We start from the raw sequence: 22,414 nt of genomic DNA, 5'->3' as shown, positions 1-22,414 counted from the left end.
TGTTGTTCTTCAGTTATACTTTAAACAAGAATATGCACTTGCTTTGATAGGAGAAGAAACAAATGAACAAAGATAAGATTTCAGCTTTTACCTTGAGGATAGCATCTAGCAATGGCTGCGGATTGATAACAGTTTTATATGATATATATGAAGAATACGAATCCGAGGCTATTGAAAATTTTAAGGCTGGCCAAGTGGATGAAGCCATTCTGGCACTGAAAAAGTGCTCACAGGTTGTAACCCACCTCCAGAAGGATTTGAATTTTGATTACAAGGTAAGCACAAATCTGTACGCGCTATACGATTATGTAAAGCGAAATATATCAAAGTCCATATATAAAGCAACTGCAGAAGGTTTATTAGAGGCAAAACGTATAATGGATGAGCTTGGAGCAGCATTTGAGGAGATTGCCAGAGAGGATTGTTCAGATCCGTTAATGCAGAACACACAGTACGTAATGGCTGGTATTACCTATGGAAGGGAGACGTTGAATGAGAGCCTAATGGGTAATCAGACCAGCAGAGGCTTTTGGGCATAATCACAATTGAATATTATAGAAAAAGGAGGCTTTGCAAATGAAGCCTCCTTTTTTAATGCTGCGGGCGAAAATGTGTTGTGAGTATTAAACAATTGATGAGGATTTTTCTACGGATGAGTAATAAAACCTCAACAAAAATAAGAATTAGCAAAATAACTGAAAAAAAATATAGCGGCAAAATGGATTTTAAAACCCAGGGAGTGCCCCTATACTATCCCACGAAAGGCGGTGATGAATTACGGAGAAGTTTTTGATCTGGAGTCTTTTAACCGTGGCATCATTGTTTGATGCCAGAGATTACAGAATTCCAAATCAACTGATTGTGCTCGGATACATGGCAGGATTATTCCTAAATATCCAGCAATATAACGCAATCGGTATTGTCTATTTTGTAATAAAAGCAGTTGTGCCTGTTGCTATATTGATTCTGCTGTATATGTGGCGACATTCTCTAGGGAGTGGAGACATCAAGTTGTTTTCAGTAATGGCCACACTGGTGGGTGTGGATTTGACGACAGATGTGATGATTACTTCAGTGATGCTTGCTGGTGTCACGGTGCTTATGCTTTTTATTTACGAGAGGCGATTAGATCTAAAAAGAAGGCTACATTATTCTTTTTACATTACGGCTGCGTTTTTCATGCTGCAGTTCAAATAAAAGAATGGAGTAGAAAACGATGAAGAATTTGGAAGTGGCATTATGTGATCTGGATTCAGATTACATTCTTAAATTTGCCAATCACGTTATGGAGCAGGCCAGGGTGTCGGTACATATTTTCACCACACCTGAGGGATTTTTCTCAGATGAGAATGATTTTGATGTGTGCATTCTCACGGAGGAATTTGAAGAAGTGGCAGGCTTTAGACCGAAGGGACGTGTAGGACATAAATACATACTTACTGAAGGTTTAGCAGATGAAGCAGAGGATTACATTTATAAGTACCAGGCTGTGAACAATATCCTTGATGAAATATTTGAATTTCGACAAAGGAGTGGTACGAATGTCAGTGTAAAAAAATCTAGTGAAAAGTCTAAATTGGTGGGTGTTTATTCACCAAATTCACATGAGCTGCAGTTGCCTTTTGCAATGGCACTCGGTCAGGCATATAGAAGCGGTGGGCGCGTTCTATTCATTGATCTTGAGGAGATTTCTATAATGTCAAATTTGATTGGCAAAAGCTGTGAAAGAAATCTCATGGATCTTCTTTATGAAATTAGCACTGGCAACTCAAATGCAGATTTATCTAAGTATCTAAGAACTTTTATGGGATTTGATTACGTGGAGCCCTTCATTAACCCGAATGAAATCAGCGAAATAGACGAGGACACCTGGAACAGATTCTTCGATGTGCTGGCAAAATCGGATTATGACGTTGTTGTAATTCTGTTTGGAAGAACAATTAATGGCTTCACATCTTACATAGAAAGATTGAATAAGCTCTATGTACTTGGCAGGCCTGGAGACTATTTCAGAATGGGTCAGCAGATATTTTTGGATTATCTTGAGCGAATAGAGTTAGACGTTGAGGTGGAAAATGTTTTGCTACCAATGTCTGCAGGCAATCTTTCCGATGGAACTTATCAGATAGAAGAGCTTCTGCAGGGAAATCTAGGTGTGTTTGTAAAGAAGCTATTAGCTTAAGACAGGGAGAATTATGGTTAATTATGAAGATGAAATTCGTCAGGAGACGATGAATGAAATCGATTTATCCTACGATGTGTCGGATTTGGAAATACGTGAATTAATAAGAAATAAGATTATTGAAAAATCAAAAATGATTCCATTATCTCTTCAGGAAAGAGTAAGCATTGAAACACATGTATTCAACTCCCTCAGAAAGTTGGATGTGCTAGAGGATTTGCTGTCTGATGAAGAGATAACGGAAATAATGATAAATGGGCCAGATAATATTTTTATTGAAAAATGTGGTAAGGTCATTCATTCTTCAGAGCATTTTTCGTCTGAGGAAAAGTTGAATGATATTATCCAGAGTATTGTTGCCAACAGCAACAAGATAGTAAATGAGTCTAATCCTATAGTGGATACGAGGCTGGAAGACGGGAGTAGAGTTAACATTGTTTTAAAGCCAGCTGCGGTTGATTACCCAATCCTTTCCATAAGAAAGTTTCCCAAAGAGCAGATGACCATGGAAAGGCTAAAGGGCTTTGGCTCAATATCGGAGGAGCAGATTGAGTTTTTAAAGAAACTGGTTGAGAGCGGATACAATATTTTTGTTTCAGGCGGTACAGGAAGTGGTAAGACATCATTTTTGAATGCGTTAGGTGAGTTCATACCAAGTGATGAGAGAGTCATTACCATAGAAGATTCCGCGGAGCTCCAACTGAAAAATGTGGAGAATTTGGTAAGGCTGGAGGCTAGGAATGCAAATCTCGAGGGAAAAAACGAAATCAGTATACGGGATTTGTTGAAATCTAGTCTTCGAATGAGGCCGGATAGGATAGTAGTTGGTGAATGTAGAGGAGCAGAAGCACTTGAAATGCTTCAAGCCTTCAACACAGGACACGATGGCTCCTTGTCCACTGGACATAGTAATTCCTGCAAGGACATGCTTTCGAGACTTGAGACAATGGTGCTTATGGGAGCGGAGATTCCTCTTCCGGCTATTAGGCAACAGATTGCATCGGGAATCGATATTATTGTTCAGCTTGGACGACTTAGAGATAAGAGTAGGAAGTTGCTAGAAATTTCCGAAGTGGAGGGCCTAGAGGATGGAGAGATAAAGCTTAATCCATTGTATAAATTTAAAGAGCTTGATGAAGAAAAAGGAAGGATAATCGGCGAATGGGAAAAGGTAGGAACCTTGGTTCATACGGAGAAATTATTGGCAAATGGAATGATTTAGTGCCGATAATCCAGGGGGTGGCTTTAACAGCTGTGGTGGCATTTTTGTTTTACAGATCGGTGTTGGGAATTGCAGTAGGAGTATTGATTATTCCGTTTTGGTTAAAACTTAAAAGTGATGAAAAAAAGGCAATGCAGCAGGCAAAAATTGCGGCAGAGTTTAAGGAATATATGATGCTTATAGTTACTGGCCTTCAGGCAGGCTATTCATTGGAACGAGCCATCCGTCAATCAGAAGAGGAACTTAAAAAGATATTTCCAAAAGATTCAGTAATAGGGCCACATATTCATATTATGAACCAAAAGATAGGTATGAATGTGCAGCTAGAGAGAGCCTTCGACGAGTTCGCAAGGAGTCTAAAGCTTGAAGAAGCAGTTAGTTTGGCAGAGATTATTTCATTTGCCAAAAGAAGCGGTGGCGATTATGGAAAACATATCAGGGATACTGCGCTAAAGATTGAAGATAACCTTTCTATTCGCCAGGAGATAGAAACTATAACTACCGAAAAAAGACTAGAACTTAAAGTGATGTGCGTGATGCCGATGGCTATTTTGGCATATATTTCCATCACGTCAGAAAGCTTTATTGCGCCTCTTTATGGAAATTTGATAGGTATAGGCTTGATGACTATGTGCTTGGTAGCCTATGGCATATGCATTATCTTAGGGAGAAAAATAATTGATATTAAGGTCTAGAAGCAGGGAGGAGGGCATCTTGCAGAAAAGCCATGATTTAACAAAAAAGCAGTTGGTAGAAATAGTTCTGGTTACCACTGGTATGGGGCTGGGATTACTTGTGTACGATTTTTTGAACACAAATATAAATTTCGATGGAACAATAAAGAGAAATGATGCAGGAAAAGGGATTCTTACTGAAGATTTGAAGCTAGAGTTTTTAGATCAAAATCAAGAGATGTCAGTTGAGGTTTCTGATAGAAGTCTGACAGGGAGAAAATTGGATGAGGCATTTGATAAAGCAATTTCGGAAATACAGGAGACATACTTAGGGCAGAATGAAGCCGCTGACAATGTGATCTATGACTTGGAGCTTAAAGACAGTTACGTAGATGGTCTGATATCAGCGGATTGGAAGTTTGACACTTATGGAATCATATCCAATGAGGGAAAGCTTAGAGAAGAAAACATACCTGAGGAGGGTGTGATAGTCACGATTTCTGGAATCCTTTATTACGAGGAGGAGCGGATTCACAGCTTTTCGGTAGTAGTCAATCAAAAAGGGCTAGACACACTAGATGGGCAGATGTCCGCAATAAATAGGGCAGTTAAGGCGGAGGATGAATCCACGCGACAAAGGAAGAAGCTAAGTCTGCCAAAGGATGTCCAAGGGATGACTATTACCTGGAAGAAAAAAATGAATTATCGTGGACTTCAAATCATATTGCTTGGATTTGCTACAGTGGCGGGGCTTGTTTTAGGAAAGAAAAAGGATGCTCAAAAGGCAGCAACATTATTAACTGAGGAAAAAGAACAGGATTATCCGATGATAGTAAGTCAGCTATCTATACTTATGGGCGCAGGAATGAGCTTTAGAAAAGCGTTGGAGCGAATTGTAGCAAAATATTTAAATGGGTTAAAGAACGGTGAAACTCGTCGAGCAGGTTATGAGGAAATAGTTCGAACCTATAGGAAGATGACGGATGGTCATGGGGAGATACAGGCGCTGGAAGAGCTGGGTAAAACCTGCGAATGTAAGGAATACCGAAAGCTTTCGATGATGCTTATTCAAAATCTAAGAAAAGGCTCTAAGGAATTACTGGATTCTTTGGAAAAGGAAGAAAAATATTCCTTTGAAATGCGTAAGCAGAGGGCAGTCAGGGCAGGTGAGGAAGCTTCTACGAAGCTACTCCTTCCTATGACAGGTATGTTGTTTATTGTAATTGTTATTTTAGTAGTACCTGCAGTCATGCAGATGAATATATAAAGAAAAACGTGAGGTAAAGAGAATGAATTATTTAATGAATAAGATCAAGGGATTTGTAGTAGAGGAAGACGGTATCGGCACAGTGGAAATGATACTTATACTGGTTGTTTTAATTGGTATTGTGCTTGTGTTCAAGGATCATTTGAACTCATTAGTTGAGAGTATTTTCAAGACAATCAATTCTCAGGCAGGACGAGTATAGTGCAGAAAAAATTGAAGGGGTCTCTTTCGGTTTTCTTTGCGTTGATTATGGTTGCGGTTATGGGGCTCATTTTCACTATGAGTGAGTGCATCAGGCTTTATGAGCTCCATGCTTTTGCTCAGGAGTACACTGACATGGCTGTAGATAGTGCTTTTTCTGAGTATAATCCATACCTTTGGACAAATTATAAGATATTGGCAGTTGATTTAGGATATGGCTCTGAGAATAAGGGACCAGGGATAATGGAGCAGAAGACTCTGGATTATTGTAAATATAATTCAAGTGTGGAAAGTGGGCATAACTATGCCAGGCTTTCCACAGATGGATGTAAAGTGAATAGGTACTCGGTTCTTACAGATTCTGATGGTGCAGCAATTATTACACTCGGTGCTAAAGCTGCGAAAGAGGGAATGGCAGCACAAATAATAGACGGAGTACAGGGACATATCGACAGCATCAACAATATCGAAAAGATATCGGTGGAGGATAAAGCAAACTCTGCTAAGAAATCCTTGAATGATGCCAAAAGAGATTTGGAGAGAAAAAAGAGAGAGGCGGAAGAGGATGATGATCCCCGGACCAAGCCGGAGGACTATCCAAGTCCAGGTAGGGTTGAGGATAATCCATTGGACGCCTTTGATGTTTTAAAGGAATCATTTTCAAGAAGTGTTCTGGCTACAGTGACGAATGTTGATTCTGTTTCAGAAAAAGAAGTGGTGGAAGATCAGTTGCCATCTCACAGGACATTAAGTCGTGGAAATATGCAACAGACTACAGATGCTGGAATTGTTGATAAGGCCCTGTTTATCGATTACCTCTTAACAAATTATAGTCGATTTGACAAGGATAGAAAGCACGATGGTTTGAAGTATGAGGTTGAATACCTGGTGGCAGGGCAGCATACAGATTCCCAAAACTTGGCAAGAGTTGTGGAAGAAATACTTTTTCTTCGAGAGGCTGCTAATTTTGCAACTATTATGAGTAGCACACTTATGCAAAAAGAGGCCTATGATATTGCAGTCGTTTTGGCAGGATTTACAGGAAACCCTGTAATCATAGAAGCGCTGCAGGCAGGCATAATAGCAGCATGGGCTTATGCGGAATCTACATTGGATGTACGACTACTTCTATGCGGAGGAAAGGTTCCAGCTGTGAAGAATCTGGATCAGTGGACCTCGGACATATGGCACTTGTCATCCATGAAAAATGTAAATGTAAAGGCTAAGAATGTGGATTCTGGACTAACTTACAAGGATTTTTTAAGTGCATTGCTGGCAGTTCACTCAAAATCAAAGATTGCAATGAGGGCTCTCGATGTGATGGAAATAGCGTTAAATTCCACAGAAGACTATAAAGCTGTGAAGGTGGACAATATGCTATGGGCTGCGGATGTAGAGCTGTCCTTCAGCGCCAGTGAAATGTTTTTATCGATTTTTTCCAGGAACCAAGGAACTGCAGAGCAGATTCCCGGACAGTATTATTTTGCAAAAACACGATATCTTTCATATTAGGCAAAATTATGTAGGAAATATTTGAATTATGAGAGGAGGTGTAAAAAGGTGTCTCTAGGTAAAAAACTCTATAATACCAATTCGTTTGCACCGAATTGGCGGAGCAAGCTGCCAGTTGCTCCAGTTACTATCAACAAAGAACATGAATACAGAAAGGATAGATGTATTCATGGTCAGCCACCAGTATATAAAAGATTCATAAACTCATTAAAAGTACAGGAGATGCCTTTTTATGCCTCCTCAAAAAAGGCCAGTTATACAATTGAAGCAGCTGTGATTTTGCCACTGTTCATAAGCATGATGGTATTTGGATTGTTTATGTTTAGATTGCTACAAGTGCAGTCTGGAGTGCAGCAGGCAATAGACTATGCCAGTCGTACAATGGCAATAACCCTTGGAAATATGTCGAATTATGGTGAGTCAGACAAAGACGAAGATATCTCGGGACAGGAGCCGACAATAGGAGGAGAGGTCTCAGAAGCAGTGTTATTGGCATCAACTATTGCATTGTCAGGTGTGGAAATTGCAAAAAATGAGGTTCCTATTGGATTTGTGGATGGCGGTGCACTAGGATTTGATTTTTTTGATACAACAGTAGAAGGCAATTACATCGATATAAGGGTGAATTATCAGATGACATTTCCTGTGGGACTATTAGGACACTACTCTTTCGATGTGAGCCAAAGGGCAAGAAACCGCAAGTGGGTTGGGTATGATAAATCGGAGAATACCACAGATGCCAGATATGTTTATGTAACAGAAAAGGGAGAGGTTTACCATACAAACTACAATTGTACGTACCTCAATCCTTCGGTACATCGTCTCCCTAAGGGAGAGCTGTCAGAGGCAAGGAACAAAAGTGGTGGTGTTTACAATGTCTGTGAGCGTTGTAAGGGCAAAGATGCTCACGGTTTTATTTTTGTAACAGACTACGGAACAGCATATCACAAGGATATAAATTGTACCGAGATAAAGCATAATATCAAAAAGGTTTTGTATGAGGATGTGAAGGATTCAATGAGAGCCTGCAGTAAATGTTCAGCAGGAGAAAAGAATTGATGAAAGTTGATATAGAGGAGTGAAAATGTTGGAGCAGATTGGATTGTTTTGCTTTTATGGAATAACCGCCTTAGAAGATTTTCGGACGAAACAAATCAGACTGATAGAGATAGCAGTCTTTGGAATAATAGGAATATTAATAGATGTGATGCTACGTCCTTACTCATTACTGAGTATTATCGGTGGAGTTTTGGTTGGAGTGGTTTTATATGTTTTTAGTATTGTGACAAATGAAAAGATTGGAAAGGCAGATGCGCTGATTGTTATGGTTTCGGGATTATACCTGGGATTTATGAATATCTTGGTACTATTGTGGATAAGTTCAGTGTTTGCAGCAATTGGAGGTGGATTATTTCTTTTGACTATTGATAGAGAGTCCACCGGTGACTTCGATCTTCCATTTATGCCATTTATGTTGGCAGGATATATGGTGCTAATGTTTATAAATCAAACTGGAGGCATTTAGTTGTGAGTATTTTGTCTAAAAGTCTGAAGGGAAGCTATACGGTTGAAGGGGCAGTTATTATAAGTATTTGTTTTATTGTGTTTGGCATGGCTGTACTTTTATCCTTTGAATTGTTTAAGGAAAGTATCGCATATGTGGAATACAAGCAGGATACTTTTAATACGGTGTCGATTTTTAGGATAAAGGAAGGAATTGTTGGCACGATAAATGCCATCAGGGATTAGGTTATGAATATACAATACAAAAGGCAGCATAATGACAGCTATATGGTTGTGGATGCAGTAGATACCATATCTTCATACGAGGAGAGGATGATAGAGGAAAACAGGATAGATGCGTTGCTTGAGGTTTCCAAAATTAATATAAATGGTACACAGCAGTATAATTACAATATTTCGCGTAAGGAAAATCTGGAGGATTATCTTGACTCACATGATTTGACCATAGATATAGTTAGACGAATAATATTAAATATCCAGCTAGCCTATGATGAGCTAGAAAAATATATGATTGACGATTGTCATATATGGCTTAGCAAAGAAAGCGTTTATTTGGAAAAATCCTACGATAGTTTCAAGGTGAGTTTGTGCTATTACCCTAAGAATATGGGAAATGTGCAGGAGCAATTCAGAAGTATAATGGAGCATCTTTTGACCGTGGTGCCAGCATCTGATAAGGAACTGGCAAAAGTAGTATACGAGGCTTATGACATTTGCCTGAAGGAAGACTATACATTAAGTGAAATTTTAGATTGTATCAGTGATGTGTGTGAAGTGTCAGAGCCACCGGTAGAGAAAATAAATCTTCGAGAAGAAGAACGGACAGAATGCGACTACATAGAACAGGACTATTTCAATCAACAGGGAGAATATATCTCTGATCAGTTTGATGAAATTTCACAGGAGAAGACCAGTTTATTTTGGCAAGTACAGGGAGCTGTGAAAAATTTTTTATGTAAGAAGATAGAGTTTAAGGATAATCCTATTTTAGAGTCGGACGATTTTGTAATAGACCCGGAAAATATTGAACTAGAGCAAAAAACGGAGCTTTTAGCTGATGTGAAGCCCTCGGGAAAGCTTGTATACGATGGACTTAATCGCGAAGAAGACTTCTTAGTTGATAAAGATGTATTTCGAATAGGATCTGGAAGAGCCAATGATGCGGTTTTACATGAGAGAACTGTATCTACAAATCATGCAAAGATAGTGAGGGAGGGAGATGATTTTTATCTAAGTGACTTGAACTCCACAAACAGCACCTTTGTGAACAATGAACAGCTAGTCTACAGGAACCCTGTGAAGCTTAGGATAATGGATAGGATTTCTTTTGCCAATGTTAATTATACTTTCATGTAAAACACTATACTTTGACCCTGTTAATACACACGGAAAAACGTTGTTAAACTAGCCTGTTTCTGTTAAAATAGGTACAGTTTGTGGGTTTTATACCCAATAGGTTAGGAGATAGTAGTAATGAATATTATTGACAAGGTTTTTGGTACGCATTCAGAGCGAGAGCTTAAAAGAATTAAGCCTATCGTTGATAAAATAGAATCTTACAGGGATGCTATGGGGGCTCTTACAGACGAGGAGCTTCGTGGAAAGACTGTTGAATTTAAGGAGAGACTTGCAAAGGGTGAAACTTTAGATGATATTCTTCCAGAGGCATACGCTACAGTTCGTGAGGCAGGTAAGCGTGCCCTTGGTATGGAGCATTTCAGAGTTCAGATTATCGGTGGTATTATTCTTCATCAGGGTCGTATCGCAGAAATGCGTACTGGTGAAGGTAAGACTCTTGTATCTACACTTCCAGCATATTTGAATGCTTTGGAGGGCAAGGGCGTTCACATCGTTACTGTAAATGATTACCTGGCAAAGCGTGATGCTGAGTGGATGGGAGAGGTTCACCGTTTCCTTGGTCTTACAGTTGGCGTTGTTCTTAACGACATGACAAAGGAGGAGCGTCAGGCAGCATACAATTGTGATATTACATACATCACAAATAACGAGCTTGGTTTCGATTACCTCCGTGACAATATGTGTGTATATGAGAAGGATCTTGTTCAGAGAAGCCTTCACTACTGCATCATCGATGAGGTTGACTCAGTTCTCATCGACGAGGCACGTACACCACTTATCATTTCTGGTCAGTCAGGAAAGTCTACAAAGCTTTATGAGCTTTGCGATGTTCTTGCTCGTCAGCTTAAGCGTGGTGAGGATCTTCCGGAATTCTCTAAGATGGACGCTATCATGGGTGTTGAGAGAAACGAGACTGGTGATTTCATCGTAGACGAGAAGGATAAGGTAGTTAACCTTACAGCAGAAGGTGTTAAGAAGGTTGAGCAGTTCTTTCACATTGAGAACCTTGCAGATCCAGAGAATCTTGAGATTCAGCACAACATCATCCTTGCACTTCGTGCTCATAACCTTATGTTTAAGGATCAGGATTATGTTGTTTCAGATGGTCAGGTTATGATTGTTGATTCATTTACTGGCCGTATTATGCCAGGTCGTCGTTACTCTGATGGACTTCATCAGGCTATCGAGGCTAAGGAGCATGTTGAGGTTAAGCGTGAGTCTATGACTCTAGCAAGCATCACATTCCAGAACTTCTTCAACAAGTACGATAAGAAGGCTGGTATGACAGGTACAGCTCTTACAGAAGAGCAGGAGTTCCGTGATATTTACGGAATGGACGTAGTTGAGGTTCCTACAAACCGTCCAATCCAGCGTATCGATCACGATGATGCAGTTTATAAGACAAAGAACGAGAAGTACAAGGCAGTTGTAGAAGAGGTTAAGAAGGCTCACGAAAAGGGTCAGCCTGTTCTTGTTGGTACTATCGATATTGATATTTCAGAGCACGTTTCAAAGCTTCTTCGCAGAGAGGGTATCGAGCACAATGTACTTAATGCTAAGTTCCACGAGAAGGAAGCTGAAATCGTAGCTGAGGCAGGAAAGCACGGTGCCGTTACCATCGCTACTAACATGGCAGGTCGTGGTACTGATATTAAGCTTGATGAGGATGCTCGTGCAGCAGGCGGTCTTAAGATTATCGGTACAGAGCGTCATGAGTCACGTCGTATTGACAATCAGCTCCGTGGACGTTCAGGCCGTCAGGGAGATGTCGGTGAGTCACAGTTCTTCATCTCACTTGAAGATGATCTTATGAGACTCTTCGGTTCTGAGAGACTTATCAATATGTTCAATGCTCTCGGTGTTCCAGAAGGAGAGCAGATTAAGCACAAGATGCTTTCAGATGCTATTGAAAAGGCTCAGAAGAAGATTGAGGAAAACAACTTCTCAGCTCGTAAGAACCTTCTTGATTACGATCAGGTTATGAATGAGCAGAGAGAGCTTATTTACGCACAGCGTCATAGAGTACTTATGGGCGAGGATATGCACGACCAGATTCTTGGCATGATTCGCGATAAGGTTGACGAGTGTATTGAAAAGACTATTCCGGATGATGTTGAGAAGGAGCTTTGGGAGCTTCAGGAGCTTAATCACCTCCTTTGCCCAGTAATTCCAGTTCCTGTTATGACACAGCTTTCTATTGGAAATATCAAGAGCAAGAAGGAGCTCAAGGAAAAGCTTACAGATATCGCTCTTAAGATGTACGATGCTAAGGAAAAGGAATTCGAGCAGCCAGAGCAGTTCAGAGAGGTTGAGCGAGTTATCTTACTTCGTGTTATCGACCGAAAGTGGATGGAAGAAATCGATGATATGGAGCAGCTTCGTCAGGGTATCCGTCTTCAGGCTTATGGTAACCGTAACCCAGTTGATGAGTACAAGGCAGCAAGCTACGATATGCTTGATGCAATGAATGCAGCTATCATCAATGATACACTTACAATGCTTTACAGAATTCGCATAGAGAAGAAGGTAGAGCGTGAGGAAGTTGCTAAAGTTACTGGAACAAATAAGGACGACACAGCTACACGCGCACCAAAGAAGCGCGTAGACAAGAAGGTATTTCCAAATGATCCATGTCCATGTGGATCAGGTTTAAAATATAAACAATGTTGCGGTAGAAGCAAATAAAAAATGAAACTTGATTTCATTTTTTGTTTGCCACGACACATCCTCTTTGCCCGAAGGGCAATGTCAAATGGATGTGTCTTCCCGCTAGCAAGCCAAAAACTAAATTACTAATTATGGGGGCCTCATACTTTGTATGAGGCCTTTTAAGATATAGCCTTCCCCCTGAGAGCAGGGGGAAGGGGGACCGCGTTAGCGGTGGATGAGGGTAATATGACAAACTTAGAAGAATACTACAATAAATTCAACGAAGACAAGCGCCTTAAGTCGCGCCATGGCATCATGGAATTCACAGTAACCATGAAATACGTTCACAAATATCTAGACATACTAGAGCGTGGCAAAATAGGAAAAGAAGCTACTGGGGATGCCATGGGTTCTGTTGATGATAGCGTTTCCGATTCTGCTTCAAGAAAAGCAAAATCTAACATAAAGATTTTAGATATAGGCGCCGCCACCGGCGGCTACAGCATCCCCCTTTGGAACGAGGGCTACGATGTCACTGCTGTTGAGCTGGTAAAGCACAACCTTGGTATGCTTAAAGCCAAAGGCACTGGGGTGAAAGCATTCCAGGGTAATGCTCTAAAGCTAAAGCGATTTGAAGATAATAGCTTTGACCTTACGCTTTTGTTTGGTCCTATGTATCATCTGAAGACCTATGAAGAGCAGCTTCAAGCTTTGCTTGAAGCCAAACGCGTGACTCGCCCAGGTGGATATATTCTTGTAGCATACGTAATGAATGAATATGCCTTCCTTACTTATGGAATCAAGGAGGGCCACGTCTTAGAGAATATTGCTGAAGGAAAGTTGGACGAAGCCTACCACGTACGGCCGGGCGCTGATGATTTGTACGCGTTTATGCGCACAGAGGACATAGAGGCGTTGAATGAGGCTGCCGGGGTGCGCCGCGTACAAATCATATCGCCAGACGGCCCTGCGAATCACATGCGCCGCGAGGTCAACGCGCTTTCTGAGGAACAGTTTGCGGCCTTCATACGGTATCAGATGGCCGTCTGCGAGCGCGCCGACTTGCTCGGCGCCAGCGCCCACACAGTCGACATTCTCCAGAAATAGTAAAATCACAGCATCAGAGTAATATCACTTATAATTTCACCAGCGCAGCCGCTGTCGCGGCTTGCGCTGACCATTTTCCCAATCATTAAACTACTAGAATACTGAAATAGGCTTAGTAACTGCCTGAAACAGCCTGTCCGGGCAGTACTAGAGTAAAAATAGAATGCAGTACTGCCCGAAGCAGCTAGCCGGAGCAGTACTAGAGCAAAAATAGAGTGCAGTACTGCCCAAACAGCCAAACTAGGCAGTACTAGAGCAAAAACAAGCTACAGTACTGCCCAAAAGTAGTTTCCCACCTTCAAAAAATTAAAGAAATAATATTAGAACAAGGAATACAAATGAAAGCTATAGAAAAAGTAATAAATGAAAGATTAGAAGAAGTAAATAAACTATTGAATATATCAAACAAACAACTCACAAAGTATAGTAGCACCCCAGATATTCACATCCAAACATCAGTGACTAATGGGCGCGAACAGTTCTATTGTTTTGATGGCACGACTCACACAAGGAAGTACCTGAAGTCATGTGAAATCATAAAGTATGCTGGCATCATTCAGCGTGATTATGATTTATTGATTAACTACAAGCTTCAAACAATTCAAAAGAAATTATCCAGAATATCAAGAGATATAAGGGAGGCTAATTTAGAGCAAATCACAGGGATATACGAAAAAATGGCATCTGCAAAGAAGGCCTTCATCACTCCAATTATAGAAAGCGACGAAGAATTTATCGCCAGATGGTATGAAAGAAATCAAGGTGGACAAAATACATACCCAATAGAAGGAAACATTTTTACAGCCAGAGGAGAGCATGTACGTTCTAAATCAGAAAAGATATTAGCGGATCTTTTTGAAAAAAATAATATACCCTACGTGTACGAGCCGATGCTGAAGTTAAAAAATGGACATGTAGTAAGTCCTGATTTTGCCTTATTAAATACAAGAAAAAGAAAAACAATCTATTGGGAACATTTAGGTCTTATTGATCAAGAAGAATATGCGGTAAAAAATCTTTTGAAGCTTCAGAGATATGAAGATAGTGGCATAGTATTGGGAGAGAATTTGTTTATTTCAATGGAGTCTACTAAACAGGGGATGAATACAAAAATAGTAGAAATGTACATCAAAAACATGTTTCTTTGAGAGTCCTTCAAACTTACCAAGTCCCTAAAAAAATCAACTCCAAAAAACTTACCTAAATCCTACAAACTGCCCTCTCCGAAACTTTCCTGCATCCAGTAAAATTACCTCGATAATACTTGCTTTCAAATATGCATTTTAGTATATTTTATGGAAAAATATGCACACTCAAAGGAGAGAGGATAATGAAGATTGAGCCAATTACTTTTACAGATAAAATGGGGCGGACTGTTACACTGAGAGCAGCTGAGCCAAAGGATGCCCAAGCGCTTATAGATTATTTAAAGGTTGTAAATGCCGAAACACCATTTCTACTTAGAGAACCTGATGAGTGCAGTATTACACTTGAGAATGAGGAGGCCTTTTTACAGGGAATACTTGATTCTGAACGGGAAATAATGTTGATTGGCTTAATAGAAGGAAAGCATGTGGGCAATTGTTCTATCGCAAGCGTAGGCTCATATAAAAGAGTTAGCCACAGATGTGGAGTGGCAATAGCTTTGTATCAAGAATATTGTGGATGTGGTATTGGAAGAGTGATGCTAGAGACAGCGTTAGACATAGCACGTAAAGCTCACTATGAGCAGGCAGAATTAGAAGTGATTGAAGGAAATACAAATGCCATGGCTCTTTATGAAAAACTTGGGTTTAAAAAATATGGAACATTTCCAAATAACATGAAGTATAAGGATGGCAGCTACAGAGATTCCTACTGGATGATGAAGCAATTTAAATAAAACAATTGCAACCAACAAAAGACTATGCTACAATCTAGAAAAATTGTGAAGAAAGGAGGGCGTGTCATGATGAACAATTATGGCAGAGAATTAAAAATTGTAACTGATTACTTTAAGAATGATGCGCTCTTTTTGCACCGATAATTGCGACATAAAAGTCTAATAAGAATTATCGCATATACGAAATAGCATCCCCTTGAGGTAATAAACTTCAAGGGGATTTTTTTGTTTAACAAACTATTTTTCAAGTGCAAAAAGAGTGTTTATGGGAGGACATATGACAGATATTATGATGACAACAAGTGACCAAACAACCCAGGAAAAATCAAAAGACCAGACAGATACAACACACCCGCCAAATCCAGCAGGCTCTACCAATAAATTATGGACCAGAGATTTCACTATCATAACTATTGGCAGCGTAATATCAATGCTTGGTAATTCCTTAGTGGGATTTGCAATGAGTTTGATGGTTTTAGACTATACAAATTCATCTATGCTGTATGCAATCTACATGGTGCTATACACATTGCCACAACTGATTACACCAATAATCTCAGGTGCAATCTTAGATAGATTTTCTAGAAAGAAAATGATTTATACATTGGATTTCATAAGTGCAGGAATCTATCTGATAATGGCGATTACTCTTCTGAATGGGATATTTAATTTCCCTATGTTTGCAATGATAGTATTGCTCCTGGGAGTAATTCAGAGCACCTACTACATAGCATACGATAGTTTTTATCCATTGCTGATTACGGAGGGAAATTATCAAAAGGCATATTCAATTTCCAGTATGCTTGAGACAATGACAGTTGTGATGGTACCGGTATCTACATTTGTTTACAATCTTGTAGGAATCGGGCCACTTATGATAATTAACGCAGTATCTTTTGCGATAGCAGCTTTATTTGAGATGCAAATTGAACATGAAGAAGAATATATCTCAAAGCGCGAAGCTGAAGACACAAAGGCCGAAGGCAAGCTTAATCAGATGCTTTTAGATATAAAGGAAGGCATCAAATATATGGCTTCTGAGCCGGGATTGTTAGCAGTAGTAGCATATTTTGGCCTGAATATGTTTGCCTGTGGCGCGATGGATGTTTTGTGTTTACCTTATTACAAACAAAACTTTCATAATGGTGAGTATATTTATGCGCTAGTCTTCGGAATGAGTTTTATAGGTAGAGCAGTAGGCGGTGGAATTCACTATAAGTTTAAGATTCCAACTAAGCTAAAATTCATTTTTGCGCTGACCATATACATTATAATTGCTATTGGTGAGGGAACTTACATGTTCTTACCTATTGGATTGGCTGCAGTTGTGTGCTTCATCACCGGTATTTCCGGTGTTACTAGCTATACAATAAGGATTTCATCTACACAGGGCTACGTGCCGGATGAAAAGAAGGGCCGATACAATGGCGCCTTTCAGCTTATTACCACGGTAGGACTTTTGATTGGCCAGATGTCAGCGGGACTGATTTCTCAAAGAATTGATGAAAGATTTATTGTACTTGGCGGAAATATGATTGCATTAATAGCAGCCATTACAATTATCGGAGGCAACCGAAAGGAAGTAGCAAAAATCTATAATACCGATAACTAAAAATTTGCCAGCAAATTACTGACAATAAAAGCCAAATAAAATATTATTAAAGAGATATATTTCAGGAAATAATTAGAATTAACAATAATAAAAGGGGAATAATTATGGCAGAGACATTGAAAAAAAGAAGCGAAATTCCAGTTGAATTAACATGGGATACATCAAGACTTTTTAAATCATCAAAGGAGCTTATGGCGGCCCTTGAAGATTTTAAAAATTTGACAGCAGAGATTGAGAAGGATTATAAGGGAAAGCTCACTACACCAGAAGCGATAAATGGATGCCTGGACAAATATAATGAGTGGAACATCGAGGCCGACCACTTAATTAATTATGTTGAGCTCAACGTATCTGTAGATTATACAAATGGAGAGGCTCAAAAGGAACAGGCAATCGTTATGAGCGAGTTTTCGAAAGCGCTCAGCACTGTATCATTTATTGATAGTGAGCTTGCCGTGGCACCAAAGGATGTCATTGAAGAAGCTATTAAGACTGCAACAGAAGGTAAGCATTATTTGGAGGATGTTGAACGTCAGCGTCCACATCGACTTACACCTGAAACTGAAGCAGCACTTGCAGCACTTACAGAGACTATTCGCGCTCCATATACAATCTACGAAACAAGTAAGCTTGCTGATATTCAGTTCCCAGATTTTGAGGTGAACGGAGAGAAGCATCCATTAGGATATTCTTTATTTGAGGACAATTACGAATATGAGAGAAACACAGACATTCGTAGGGCAGCTTTTGATGCTTTCTCTAAGAAAATCCGTGAGTATCTGTACACAACAGCTACAGTATATGGCAGCCATGTCCGCACAGAAAAAACTATTTCTGAATTACGTAAATACGATAGTGTAATCGACAGCCTCCTTTTTGAACAGAAGGTAACTCGTGAAATGTATGACCGTCAGATTGACCTTATTATGGAAAAGCTTGCACCTCATATGAGAAAGTACGCAAGGCTTCTTAAGGAAGCACACGGTCTTGATAAGATGACATACGCTGATTTGAAAATCACAATGGATCCAGATTACGATCCACATGTTACTATCGAGGAATCAAAGAAATACATTATCGATGGCCTTTCAATTATGGGAGATGAATACAAGGAAATGCTTGAGACTGCCTACAGGGAGAGATGGGTAGACTTTGCTCAGAATATTGGTAAGTCTACAGGTGGTTTCTGCGCAAGCCCATATCAGAAGGGTTCGTACATCCTTTTATCTTGGAATGATAGAATGAGTGATGTATTCACACTTGCTCATGAGCTTGGACACGCAGGACATTTTGCTGCTTGCGGAAAGGCACAGAGTGCTCTTGATGTAGAGGTTTCCAACTATGTTGTGGAGGCGCCATCTACTATCAACGAGCTACTTATGGCTGAGTACCTTAAGGAAAAGAGTGGTGATGACAAGAGATTTAGAAGATGGGTTCTTGCATCGCAGATTTCAAATACTTATTACCACAATTTTGTAACTCATCTTTTGGAGGCAGCTTATCAGCGAGAGGTTTACAAGCTTGTAGATAAGGGCGAAGCAGTGCCAGCAGAGACATTGAATGAAATCTACAAAAACGTCCTAAAGAAATTCTGGGGCGATGAGGTAGAGCTTACAGAAGGTTGTGAGCTTACATGGATGCGTCAGCCACATTACTATATGGGGCTTTATTCATATAGCTACAGTGCCAGCCTTACAATAGCAACTCAGGTTATGAAGCGAATTCGCAAGGAAGGACAGCCAGCTGTCGATGACTGGAAAAAGACTCTTGCAGCAGGCGGTACCGTTGCACCGGTAGATTTTGCAAAGATGGCAGGTGTGGACGTAACCACAGATGCAGCACTTCTTGATACTATCGATTACATTGGTGGAATCATTGATGAGATTGAAGAATTAAATAAAGAACTTGCATAACAAAAAAGCAGCTACATCAATTTGATGTAGCTGCCTATTTTTTATAGTAATTAGTCGATATAACCGCTCTTTAAATAATCAATGAATGTCATAACAGTTCCGTTTTCACTATCAAATAACTCTTTGAAAATGTTCATGATAAAACCTCCTAAAATACTAAATATCAATCAACAGTTATAGAATACCACGATTTTTCAAAAGTTCTATTGATGAGAACGACAAACTATACAAAATAACGCATATCAAACTATGCAATATTCACAATAGAATGAAAGGATTGTAATAATAAAATCAAAGTGATAGTCTTACCGTAGCAAAAAATGGGTGTGAAAACCTAAGATGTTCTAAACATCATCATATATATGGGAAAGAGGAATTTCACCCCTTAGAGGATTGGAGTAATAAAATGAGTAATAACAAAAGAACAACACGTGAGAGTATTCTTATGATTACACAGGGTGCTATGATAGCCGCTCTTTATGTGGTACTTACATGGGTAGCAAATGTGCTAGGTCTTGCAAATGGCGCCATTTAGGTTAGATTTTCCGAGGCACTTTGCATTCTTCCAGTATTTACACCAGCAGCCATCCCAGGATTATTTGTACCCTTTATTTATAAAATATATTCCATAATACGTTCCTTGGTTTTCATTCCTATTTTTTCATAGAATTTCTCGGCGCCATCATTTCCTGCCCACACAGCAAGAGTGATTTCGTAACAGCCTAGGCGCTTGGCCTCAGCTTTAACATATTCAAAAAGCTGCTCGCCAATATGCTGACCACGGTAGTTGCTATCAACACATAGATCATCGATATAAAGTGATTTGAAAGGAACCATGTTAGTGGAGAAAGGCTGATTTCTGAGGGCACAAAATGCGTAACCCATTACGTCATCATTCTCGTTAACTGCAACATAGATTGGTTCTTCATCATTGGCTATCTTTTGTAATAATTCCTCGCGAGTATATTTAGTAGTACCGGAGATGAAAATATCAGGCCTGATATTGGCATGTATTTCCAACACTTCCTGTAATAGCTTAATCAAGCTGTCGATATCGTTTTCACTAGCTCTTCGAATATTCATTTTGCCCCTCCAGAATGCATTTTCCAGATTATATCATAATAATTTGTTATCAGTAAAATTTATAATAGATTTAGCGCAATCGAATAGTGTAATATTAAATTAAATCGGAGGTAATGAAATATGTTTATTAATGACGTAAAAAACAGACGAAGTGTAAGAACCTTTGACGGCAATGGTATAGGCAACGAAGTAATAGATGATTTAAAGGAATACGCAGAAAGCATTGTAAATCCTTACAATATTCCTGTGGAATTCGTATTTTTAAAAAAGGATGAGCATGGACTATCAAGCCCAGTTCTATCTGGTGAAAAGGAATATATCGCTGCTAAAGTGAAGAAGGGAGCAAACGCTGATGTGGCATATGGATATAGCTTTGAAGAGCTCTTAATGTATGCAGTAAGCAAAGGTCTTGGCACAGTTTGGATCGGTGGCACATTATCAAGGGATAAGTTTGAGAAGGCCATTAATCTTAAGGATGATGAAATTATGCCATGCATGAGTCCTATAGGATACGCCGCAGATAAAATGGGTGTTAAGGAAGTTCTTATGCGAAAAGGCGTTAAGGCTGATAGCAGATATGATTTTTCTGAATTATTTTTTGCAAATAGTTTTGAGACACAACTTACAGAAGATAAAGCAGAAGAGCTTGGAATAAAGACAGCTCTCGAAGCAGTTCGTCTTGCGCCATCAGCTGTAAACAAGCAGCCATGGAGAGTAGTTGTTACTGATAATGGAGTTCATTTCTATGAGAAAAAGGATAAGGGCTACGATAATGGAACTTATGATTTGCAGAAGGTAGACCTTGGAATTGCTCTTTATCATTTTGAAAACCAGTGTCGCGAGGAGGGCAAAAAGCTTACATTTAAGCAGGCAGACCCTGGTATTGCAACTCCAGAGAAAACTGAATACATAGCAAGCTACGTATGGTAAGAATATAATCTTAATAGTAGATAATTAGTAAGAGCCGACAAATTGAACTGTCGGCTCTTTTTTAGAATACAAACTTCTTTATATAACATGATATAGACAAGTTTGACAGAAACTTCTATTCTTGGTAAAAAAGTTTGTAACGAAAATCTACATAATCGGACTAATGTAGTGAAAGCAAATAAAAAGGGAGGAAGAAAGCTTGAACATCAAGAAAATGTGCGAAGAATACTATCAGCTTGTGCAGGGCTTTCTTCGGACACTCACCAATGGAGATAGGGACTTGGCAGAGGACCTAACTCAGGAGACTTTCCTTCGTGCAATCAGGCGAAGCGATACATTCAGAGGTGATTCAAAAGTCTCCACCTGGCTATGCCAGATAGCAAAATACACCTTCTGGCAATATCTTGAAAAGAATAATAAATTCAATCAGATTCCAATTGAAGAAGCCATGGAGATATCCACTGGTGAGCTGGTTGAAGAGATGTACATCAAAAATGAAACAAACAAGGCTCTGTACGCGGCTATCGAAAAGCTAGATAGCACTACAAAAGATGTGATGCTCTACAGGTTAAAGGGTGAGCTTTCATTCAAAGAAATAGGAGAATTAAAAGGCAAGACTGAAAACTGGGCCAGGGTAACATTCTATCGAGGCAAGGCGAAAATAGGAAAGGAGATGTGTGAATATGAGTAAATTTGAATGCGATTTAGTAGCAGATCTTCTTCCTATTTATATCGATGGAAAAGCAAGTGAGGCAACGAAGGAATTCATAGAAGAGCATATAAAAACCTGCCAGGATTGCAGGGACATCTATGAAGCCATGACGGCAGATATGGAGCTGTCAAAGCCAGAAAAGAGAAAGAAGAAATTTAAAATCCCTTCACTTCTTAAAATACTCTTAGTAGTGCTGGGGTACCTTGTTTTTGTGATAGTACTTATAGTGATAATAAATTACATCTTGATGAATGGAGTATTTTGATGGAAAAAATATCATGCGAAATAATAGAAGATTTGCTGCCATCATACAGGGATGAGGTGTTAACTGATTCGGTGAAGCTCATGGTAGAAAACCATCTTGAATCTTGTAACCACTGTAAAGGTAAGCTAACGCAGCTAGAGCAGGAAATCGAAATAAATGAACTAGAGCAGAAAAGTAGAGGACGCAAATTTATAGCAGTATTGCAAAGAAGAAAATACTACCTCATCGGAATGATGATAGGTGCGTTGATACCTATAGGAGCATTCGCCGCTTTAATAGTGTATCTCATGGTACTTTCTGAATAGAGACAGGAGAAAGAT

General features: G+C 39.5%; 23 protein-coding genes and 1 pseudogene. 23 read left to right on the top strand and 1 reads right to left on the bottom strand.

All coding sequences use genetic code 11. The features are described from left to right. The first annotated feature begins 62 nt into the window (after nucleotides 1–62). The 19 genes and pseudogenes from FXF36_RS03940 to FXF36_RS03850 all read left to right on the top strand — a co-directional run. The gene (locus FXF36_RS03940; protein ID WP_151622575.1) at nucleotides 63–539 is read left to right on the top strand and encodes a flagellar protein FliS; all 477 of its coding nucleotides are present in this window, start codon (nucleotides 63–65) and stop codon (nucleotides 537–539) included. A 250-nt stretch (nucleotides 540–789) separates the two neighbouring features. Next, nucleotides 790–1,197, top strand: a complete 408-nt coding sequence (locus FXF36_RS03935) for a prepilin peptidase (RefSeq protein ID WP_263008654.1) — start codon at nucleotides 790–792, stop codon at nucleotides 1,195–1,197. A 19-nt stretch (nucleotides 1,198–1,216) separates the two neighbouring features. Next, nucleotides 1,217–2,182: a hypothetical protein gene (locus tag FXF36_RS03930; RefSeq protein ID WP_151622573.1), complete on the top strand. Its 966-nt coding sequence runs from the start codon at nucleotides 1,217–1,219 to the stop codon at nucleotides 2,180–2,182. Nucleotides 2,183–2,195: 13 nt separating this feature from the next. Then, on the top strand, nucleotides 2,196–3,404 hold the full coding sequence (locus FXF36_RS03925) for a TadA family conjugal transfer-associated ATPase (RefSeq protein WP_151622572.1): 1,209 nt from the start codon (nucleotides 2,196–2,198) through the stop codon (nucleotides 3,402–3,404). Next, nucleotides 3,344–4,099, top strand: coding sequence for a type II secretion system F family protein (locus FXF36_RS03920; protein WP_151622571.1), 756 nt, complete (start codon nucleotides 3,344–3,346; stop codon nucleotides 4,097–4,099). The genes FXF36_RS03925 and FXF36_RS03920 overlap by 61 nt, the downstream gene beginning before the upstream one ends. Nucleotides 4,100–4,118: 19 nt before the next feature. Further along, on the top strand, nucleotides 4,119–5,345 hold the full coding sequence (locus tag FXF36_RS03915) for a type II secretion system F family protein (protein ID WP_151622570.1): 1,227 nt from the start codon (nucleotides 4,119–4,121) through the stop codon (nucleotides 5,343–5,345). A 22-nt stretch (nucleotides 5,346–5,367) separates the two neighbouring features. Beyond that, a complete protein-coding gene (locus FXF36_RS03910; protein WP_174819708.1) occupies nucleotides 5,368–5,547 on the top strand; it encodes a Flp1 family type IVb pilin in 180 nt (59 codons plus the stop codon). Next, on the top strand, nucleotides 5,547–7,058 hold the full coding sequence (locus tag FXF36_RS03905; protein ID WP_151622568.1) for a DUF5702 domain-containing protein: 1,512 nt from the start codon (nucleotides 5,547–5,549) through the stop codon (nucleotides 7,056–7,058). Before FXF36_RS03910 ends, FXF36_RS03905 begins: the two co-directional genes overlap by 1 nt. A gap of 48 nt (nucleotides 7,059–7,106) precedes the next feature. Continuing rightward, a complete protein-coding gene (locus tag FXF36_RS03900) occupies nucleotides 7,107–8,117 on the top strand; it encodes a TadE/TadG family type IV pilus assembly protein (protein ID WP_151622567.1) in 1,011 nt (336 codons plus the stop codon). Between the two features lie 25 nt (nucleotides 8,118–8,142). Then, nucleotides 8,143–8,583, top strand: coding sequence for a prepilin peptidase (locus tag FXF36_RS03895; protein ID WP_151622566.1), 441 nt, complete (start codon nucleotides 8,143–8,145; stop codon nucleotides 8,581–8,583). Nucleotides 8,584–8,585: 2 nt separating this feature from the next. Next, on the top strand, nucleotides 8,586–8,807 hold the full coding sequence (locus FXF36_RS03890; protein WP_151622565.1) for a hypothetical protein: 222 nt from the start codon (nucleotides 8,586–8,588) through the stop codon (nucleotides 8,805–8,807). A gap of 3 nt (nucleotides 8,808–8,810) precedes the next feature. Continuing rightward, nucleotides 8,811–9,938, top strand: coding sequence for a DUF6382 domain-containing protein (locus FXF36_RS03885; RefSeq protein ID WP_151622564.1), 1,128 nt, complete (start codon nucleotides 8,811–8,813; stop codon nucleotides 9,936–9,938). 117 nt (nucleotides 9,939–10,055) lie between these two features. Continuing rightward, a complete protein-coding gene (secA, locus tag FXF36_RS03880; RefSeq protein WP_151622563.1) occupies nucleotides 10,056–12,626 on the top strand; it encodes a preprotein translocase subunit SecA in 2,571 nt (856 codons plus the stop codon). Nucleotides 12,627–12,836: 210 nt separating this feature from the next. Next, entirely contained in the window at nucleotides 12,837–13,697 is an 861-nt protein-coding gene (locus FXF36_RS03875; protein ID WP_151622562.1) for a class I SAM-dependent methyltransferase, read from the top strand. Nucleotides 13,698–14,035: 338 nt separating this feature from the next. Beyond that, entirely contained in the window at nucleotides 14,036–14,845 is an 810-nt protein-coding gene (locus tag FXF36_RS03870) for a hypothetical protein (protein ID WP_151622561.1), read from the top strand. Between the two features lie 182 nt (nucleotides 14,846–15,027). Next, complete coding sequence (locus tag FXF36_RS03865) at nucleotides 15,028–15,579, top strand: GNAT family N-acetyltransferase (protein ID WP_151622560.1); 552 nt, start codon at nucleotides 15,028–15,030, stop codon at nucleotides 15,577–15,579. A 277-nt stretch (nucleotides 15,580–15,856) separates the two neighbouring features. Continuing rightward, complete coding sequence (locus FXF36_RS03860) at nucleotides 15,857–17,191, top strand: MFS transporter (protein WP_167511281.1); 1,335 nt, start codon at nucleotides 15,857–15,859, stop codon at nucleotides 17,189–17,191. 104 nt (nucleotides 17,192–17,295) lie between these two features. Continuing rightward, nucleotides 17,296–19,104: an oligoendopeptidase F gene (pepF, locus tag FXF36_RS03855; protein ID WP_151622558.1), complete on the top strand. Its 1,809-nt coding sequence runs from the start codon at nucleotides 17,296–17,298 to the stop codon at nucleotides 19,102–19,104. A gap of 406 nt (nucleotides 19,105–19,510) precedes the next feature. Further along, a pseudogene (locus tag FXF36_RS03850) lies at nucleotides 19,511–19,708 on the top strand (QueT transporter family protein); the annotation flags it as partial. An 8-nt stretch (nucleotides 19,709–19,716) separates the two neighbouring features. On the opposite strand, the gene FXF36_RS03845 reads toward FXF36_RS03850, so the two are convergent. Beyond that, nucleotides 19,717–20,187 carry a GNAT family N-acetyltransferase gene (locus FXF36_RS03845; RefSeq protein WP_151622557.1) on the bottom strand — a complete coding sequence of 157 codons (471 nt, stop codon included), beginning with the start codon at nucleotides 20,185–20,187 and terminating at the stop codon, nucleotides 19,717–19,719. Between the two features lie 120 nt (nucleotides 20,188–20,307). Here FXF36_RS03845 and FXF36_RS03840 point away from each other — a divergent pair, with 120 nt between their 5' ends. From FXF36_RS03840 to FXF36_RS03825, 4 genes are all read left to right on the top strand, one after another. Continuing rightward, a complete protein-coding gene (locus FXF36_RS03840) occupies nucleotides 20,308–21,117 on the top strand; it encodes a nitroreductase family protein (protein ID WP_151622556.1) in 810 nt (269 codons plus the stop codon). Between the two features lie 199 nt (nucleotides 21,118–21,316). Next, the gene (locus FXF36_RS03835; RefSeq protein ID WP_151622555.1) at nucleotides 21,317–21,808 is read left to right on the top strand and encodes an RNA polymerase sigma factor; all 492 of its coding nucleotides are present in this window, start codon (nucleotides 21,317–21,319) and stop codon (nucleotides 21,806–21,808) included. Next, nucleotides 21,801–22,094 carry a zf-HC2 domain-containing protein gene (locus FXF36_RS03830; RefSeq protein WP_151622554.1) on the top strand — a complete coding sequence of 98 codons (294 nt, stop codon included), beginning with the start codon at nucleotides 21,801–21,803 and terminating at the stop codon, nucleotides 22,092–22,094. Before FXF36_RS03835 ends, FXF36_RS03830 begins: the two co-directional genes overlap by 8 nt. Beyond that, nucleotides 22,094–22,399: a zf-HC2 domain-containing protein gene (locus tag FXF36_RS03825; RefSeq protein WP_151622553.1), complete on the top strand. Its 306-nt coding sequence runs from the start codon at nucleotides 22,094–22,096 to the stop codon at nucleotides 22,397–22,399. Before FXF36_RS03830 ends, FXF36_RS03825 begins: the two co-directional genes overlap by 1 nt. Nucleotides 22,400–22,414: the final 15 nt, after the last annotated feature.

The sequence above is a fragment of the Pseudobutyrivibrio xylanivorans genome (assembly GCF_008935055.1).
GTDB lineage: Bacteria > Bacillota > Clostridia > Lachnospirales > Lachnospiraceae > Pseudobutyrivibrio > Pseudobutyrivibrio xylanivorans_A.
Note: the sequence above shows the minus strand (reverse complement) of the source record. Positions and strands in the feature narration are given on the sequence as shown.

Excerpts from the sequence above, each read along its gene's own strand:
- FXF36_RS03840 (WP_151622556.1), top strand. The coding sequence starts at position 20,308 with ATGTTTATTAATGACGTAAAAAACAGACGAAGTGTAAGAACCTTTGAC.
- FXF36_RS03860 (WP_167511281.1), top strand. The coding sequence starts at position 15,857 with ATGACAGATATTATGATGACAACAAGTGACCAAACAACCCAGGAAAAA.
- FXF36_RS03865 (WP_151622560.1), top strand. The coding sequence starts at position 15,028 with ATGAAGATTGAGCCAATTACTTTTACAGATAAAATGGGGCGGACTGTT.
- FXF36_RS03825 (WP_151622553.1), top strand. The coding sequence starts at position 22,094 with ATGGAAAAAATATCATGCGAAATAATAGAAGATTTGCTGCCATCATAC.
- FXF36_RS03830 (WP_151622554.1), top strand. The coding sequence starts at position 21,801 with ATGAGTAAATTTGAATGCGATTTAGTAGCAGATCTTCTTCCTATTTAT.
- FXF36_RS03920 (WP_151622571.1), top strand. The coding sequence starts at position 3,344 with ATGGGAAAAGGTAGGAACCTTGGTTCATACGGAGAAATTATTGGCAAA.
- FXF36_RS03910 (WP_174819708.1), top strand. The coding sequence starts at position 5,368 with ATGAATTATTTAATGAATAAGATCAAGGGATTTGTAGTAGAGGAAGAC.
- secA (WP_151622563.1), top strand. The coding sequence starts at position 10,056 with ATGAATATTATTGACAAGGTTTTTGGTACGCATTCAGAGCGAGAGCTT.
- FXF36_RS03930 (WP_151622573.1), top strand. The coding sequence starts at position 1,217 with ATGAAGAATTTGGAAGTGGCATTATGTGATCTGGATTCAGATTACATT.
- FXF36_RS03940 (WP_151622575.1), top strand. The coding sequence starts at position 63 with ATGAACAAAGATAAGATTTCAGCTTTTACCTTGAGGATAGCATCTAGC.
- FXF36_RS03895 (WP_151622566.1), top strand. The coding sequence starts at position 8,143 with ATGTTGGAGCAGATTGGATTGTTTTGCTTTTATGGAATAACCGCCTTA.
- FXF36_RS03870 (WP_151622561.1), top strand. The coding sequence starts at position 14,036 with ATGAAAGCTATAGAAAAAGTAATAAATGAAAGATTAGAAGAAGTAAAT.
- FXF36_RS03885 (WP_151622564.1), top strand. The coding sequence starts at position 8,811 with ATGAATATACAATACAAAAGGCAGCATAATGACAGCTATATGGTTGTG.
- FXF36_RS03925 (WP_151622572.1), top strand. The coding sequence starts at position 2,196 with ATGGTTAATTATGAAGATGAAATTCGTCAGGAGACGATGAATGAAATC.
- FXF36_RS03875 (WP_151622562.1), top strand. The coding sequence starts at position 12,837 with ATGACAAACTTAGAAGAATACTACAATAAATTCAACGAAGACAAGCGC.
- pepF (WP_151622558.1), top strand. The coding sequence starts at position 17,296 with ATGGCAGAGACATTGAAAAAAAGAAGCGAAATTCCAGTTGAATTAACA.
- FXF36_RS03845 (WP_151622557.1), bottom strand. The coding sequence starts at position 20,187 with ATGAATATTCGAAGAGCTAGTGAAAACGATATCGACAGCTTGATTAAG.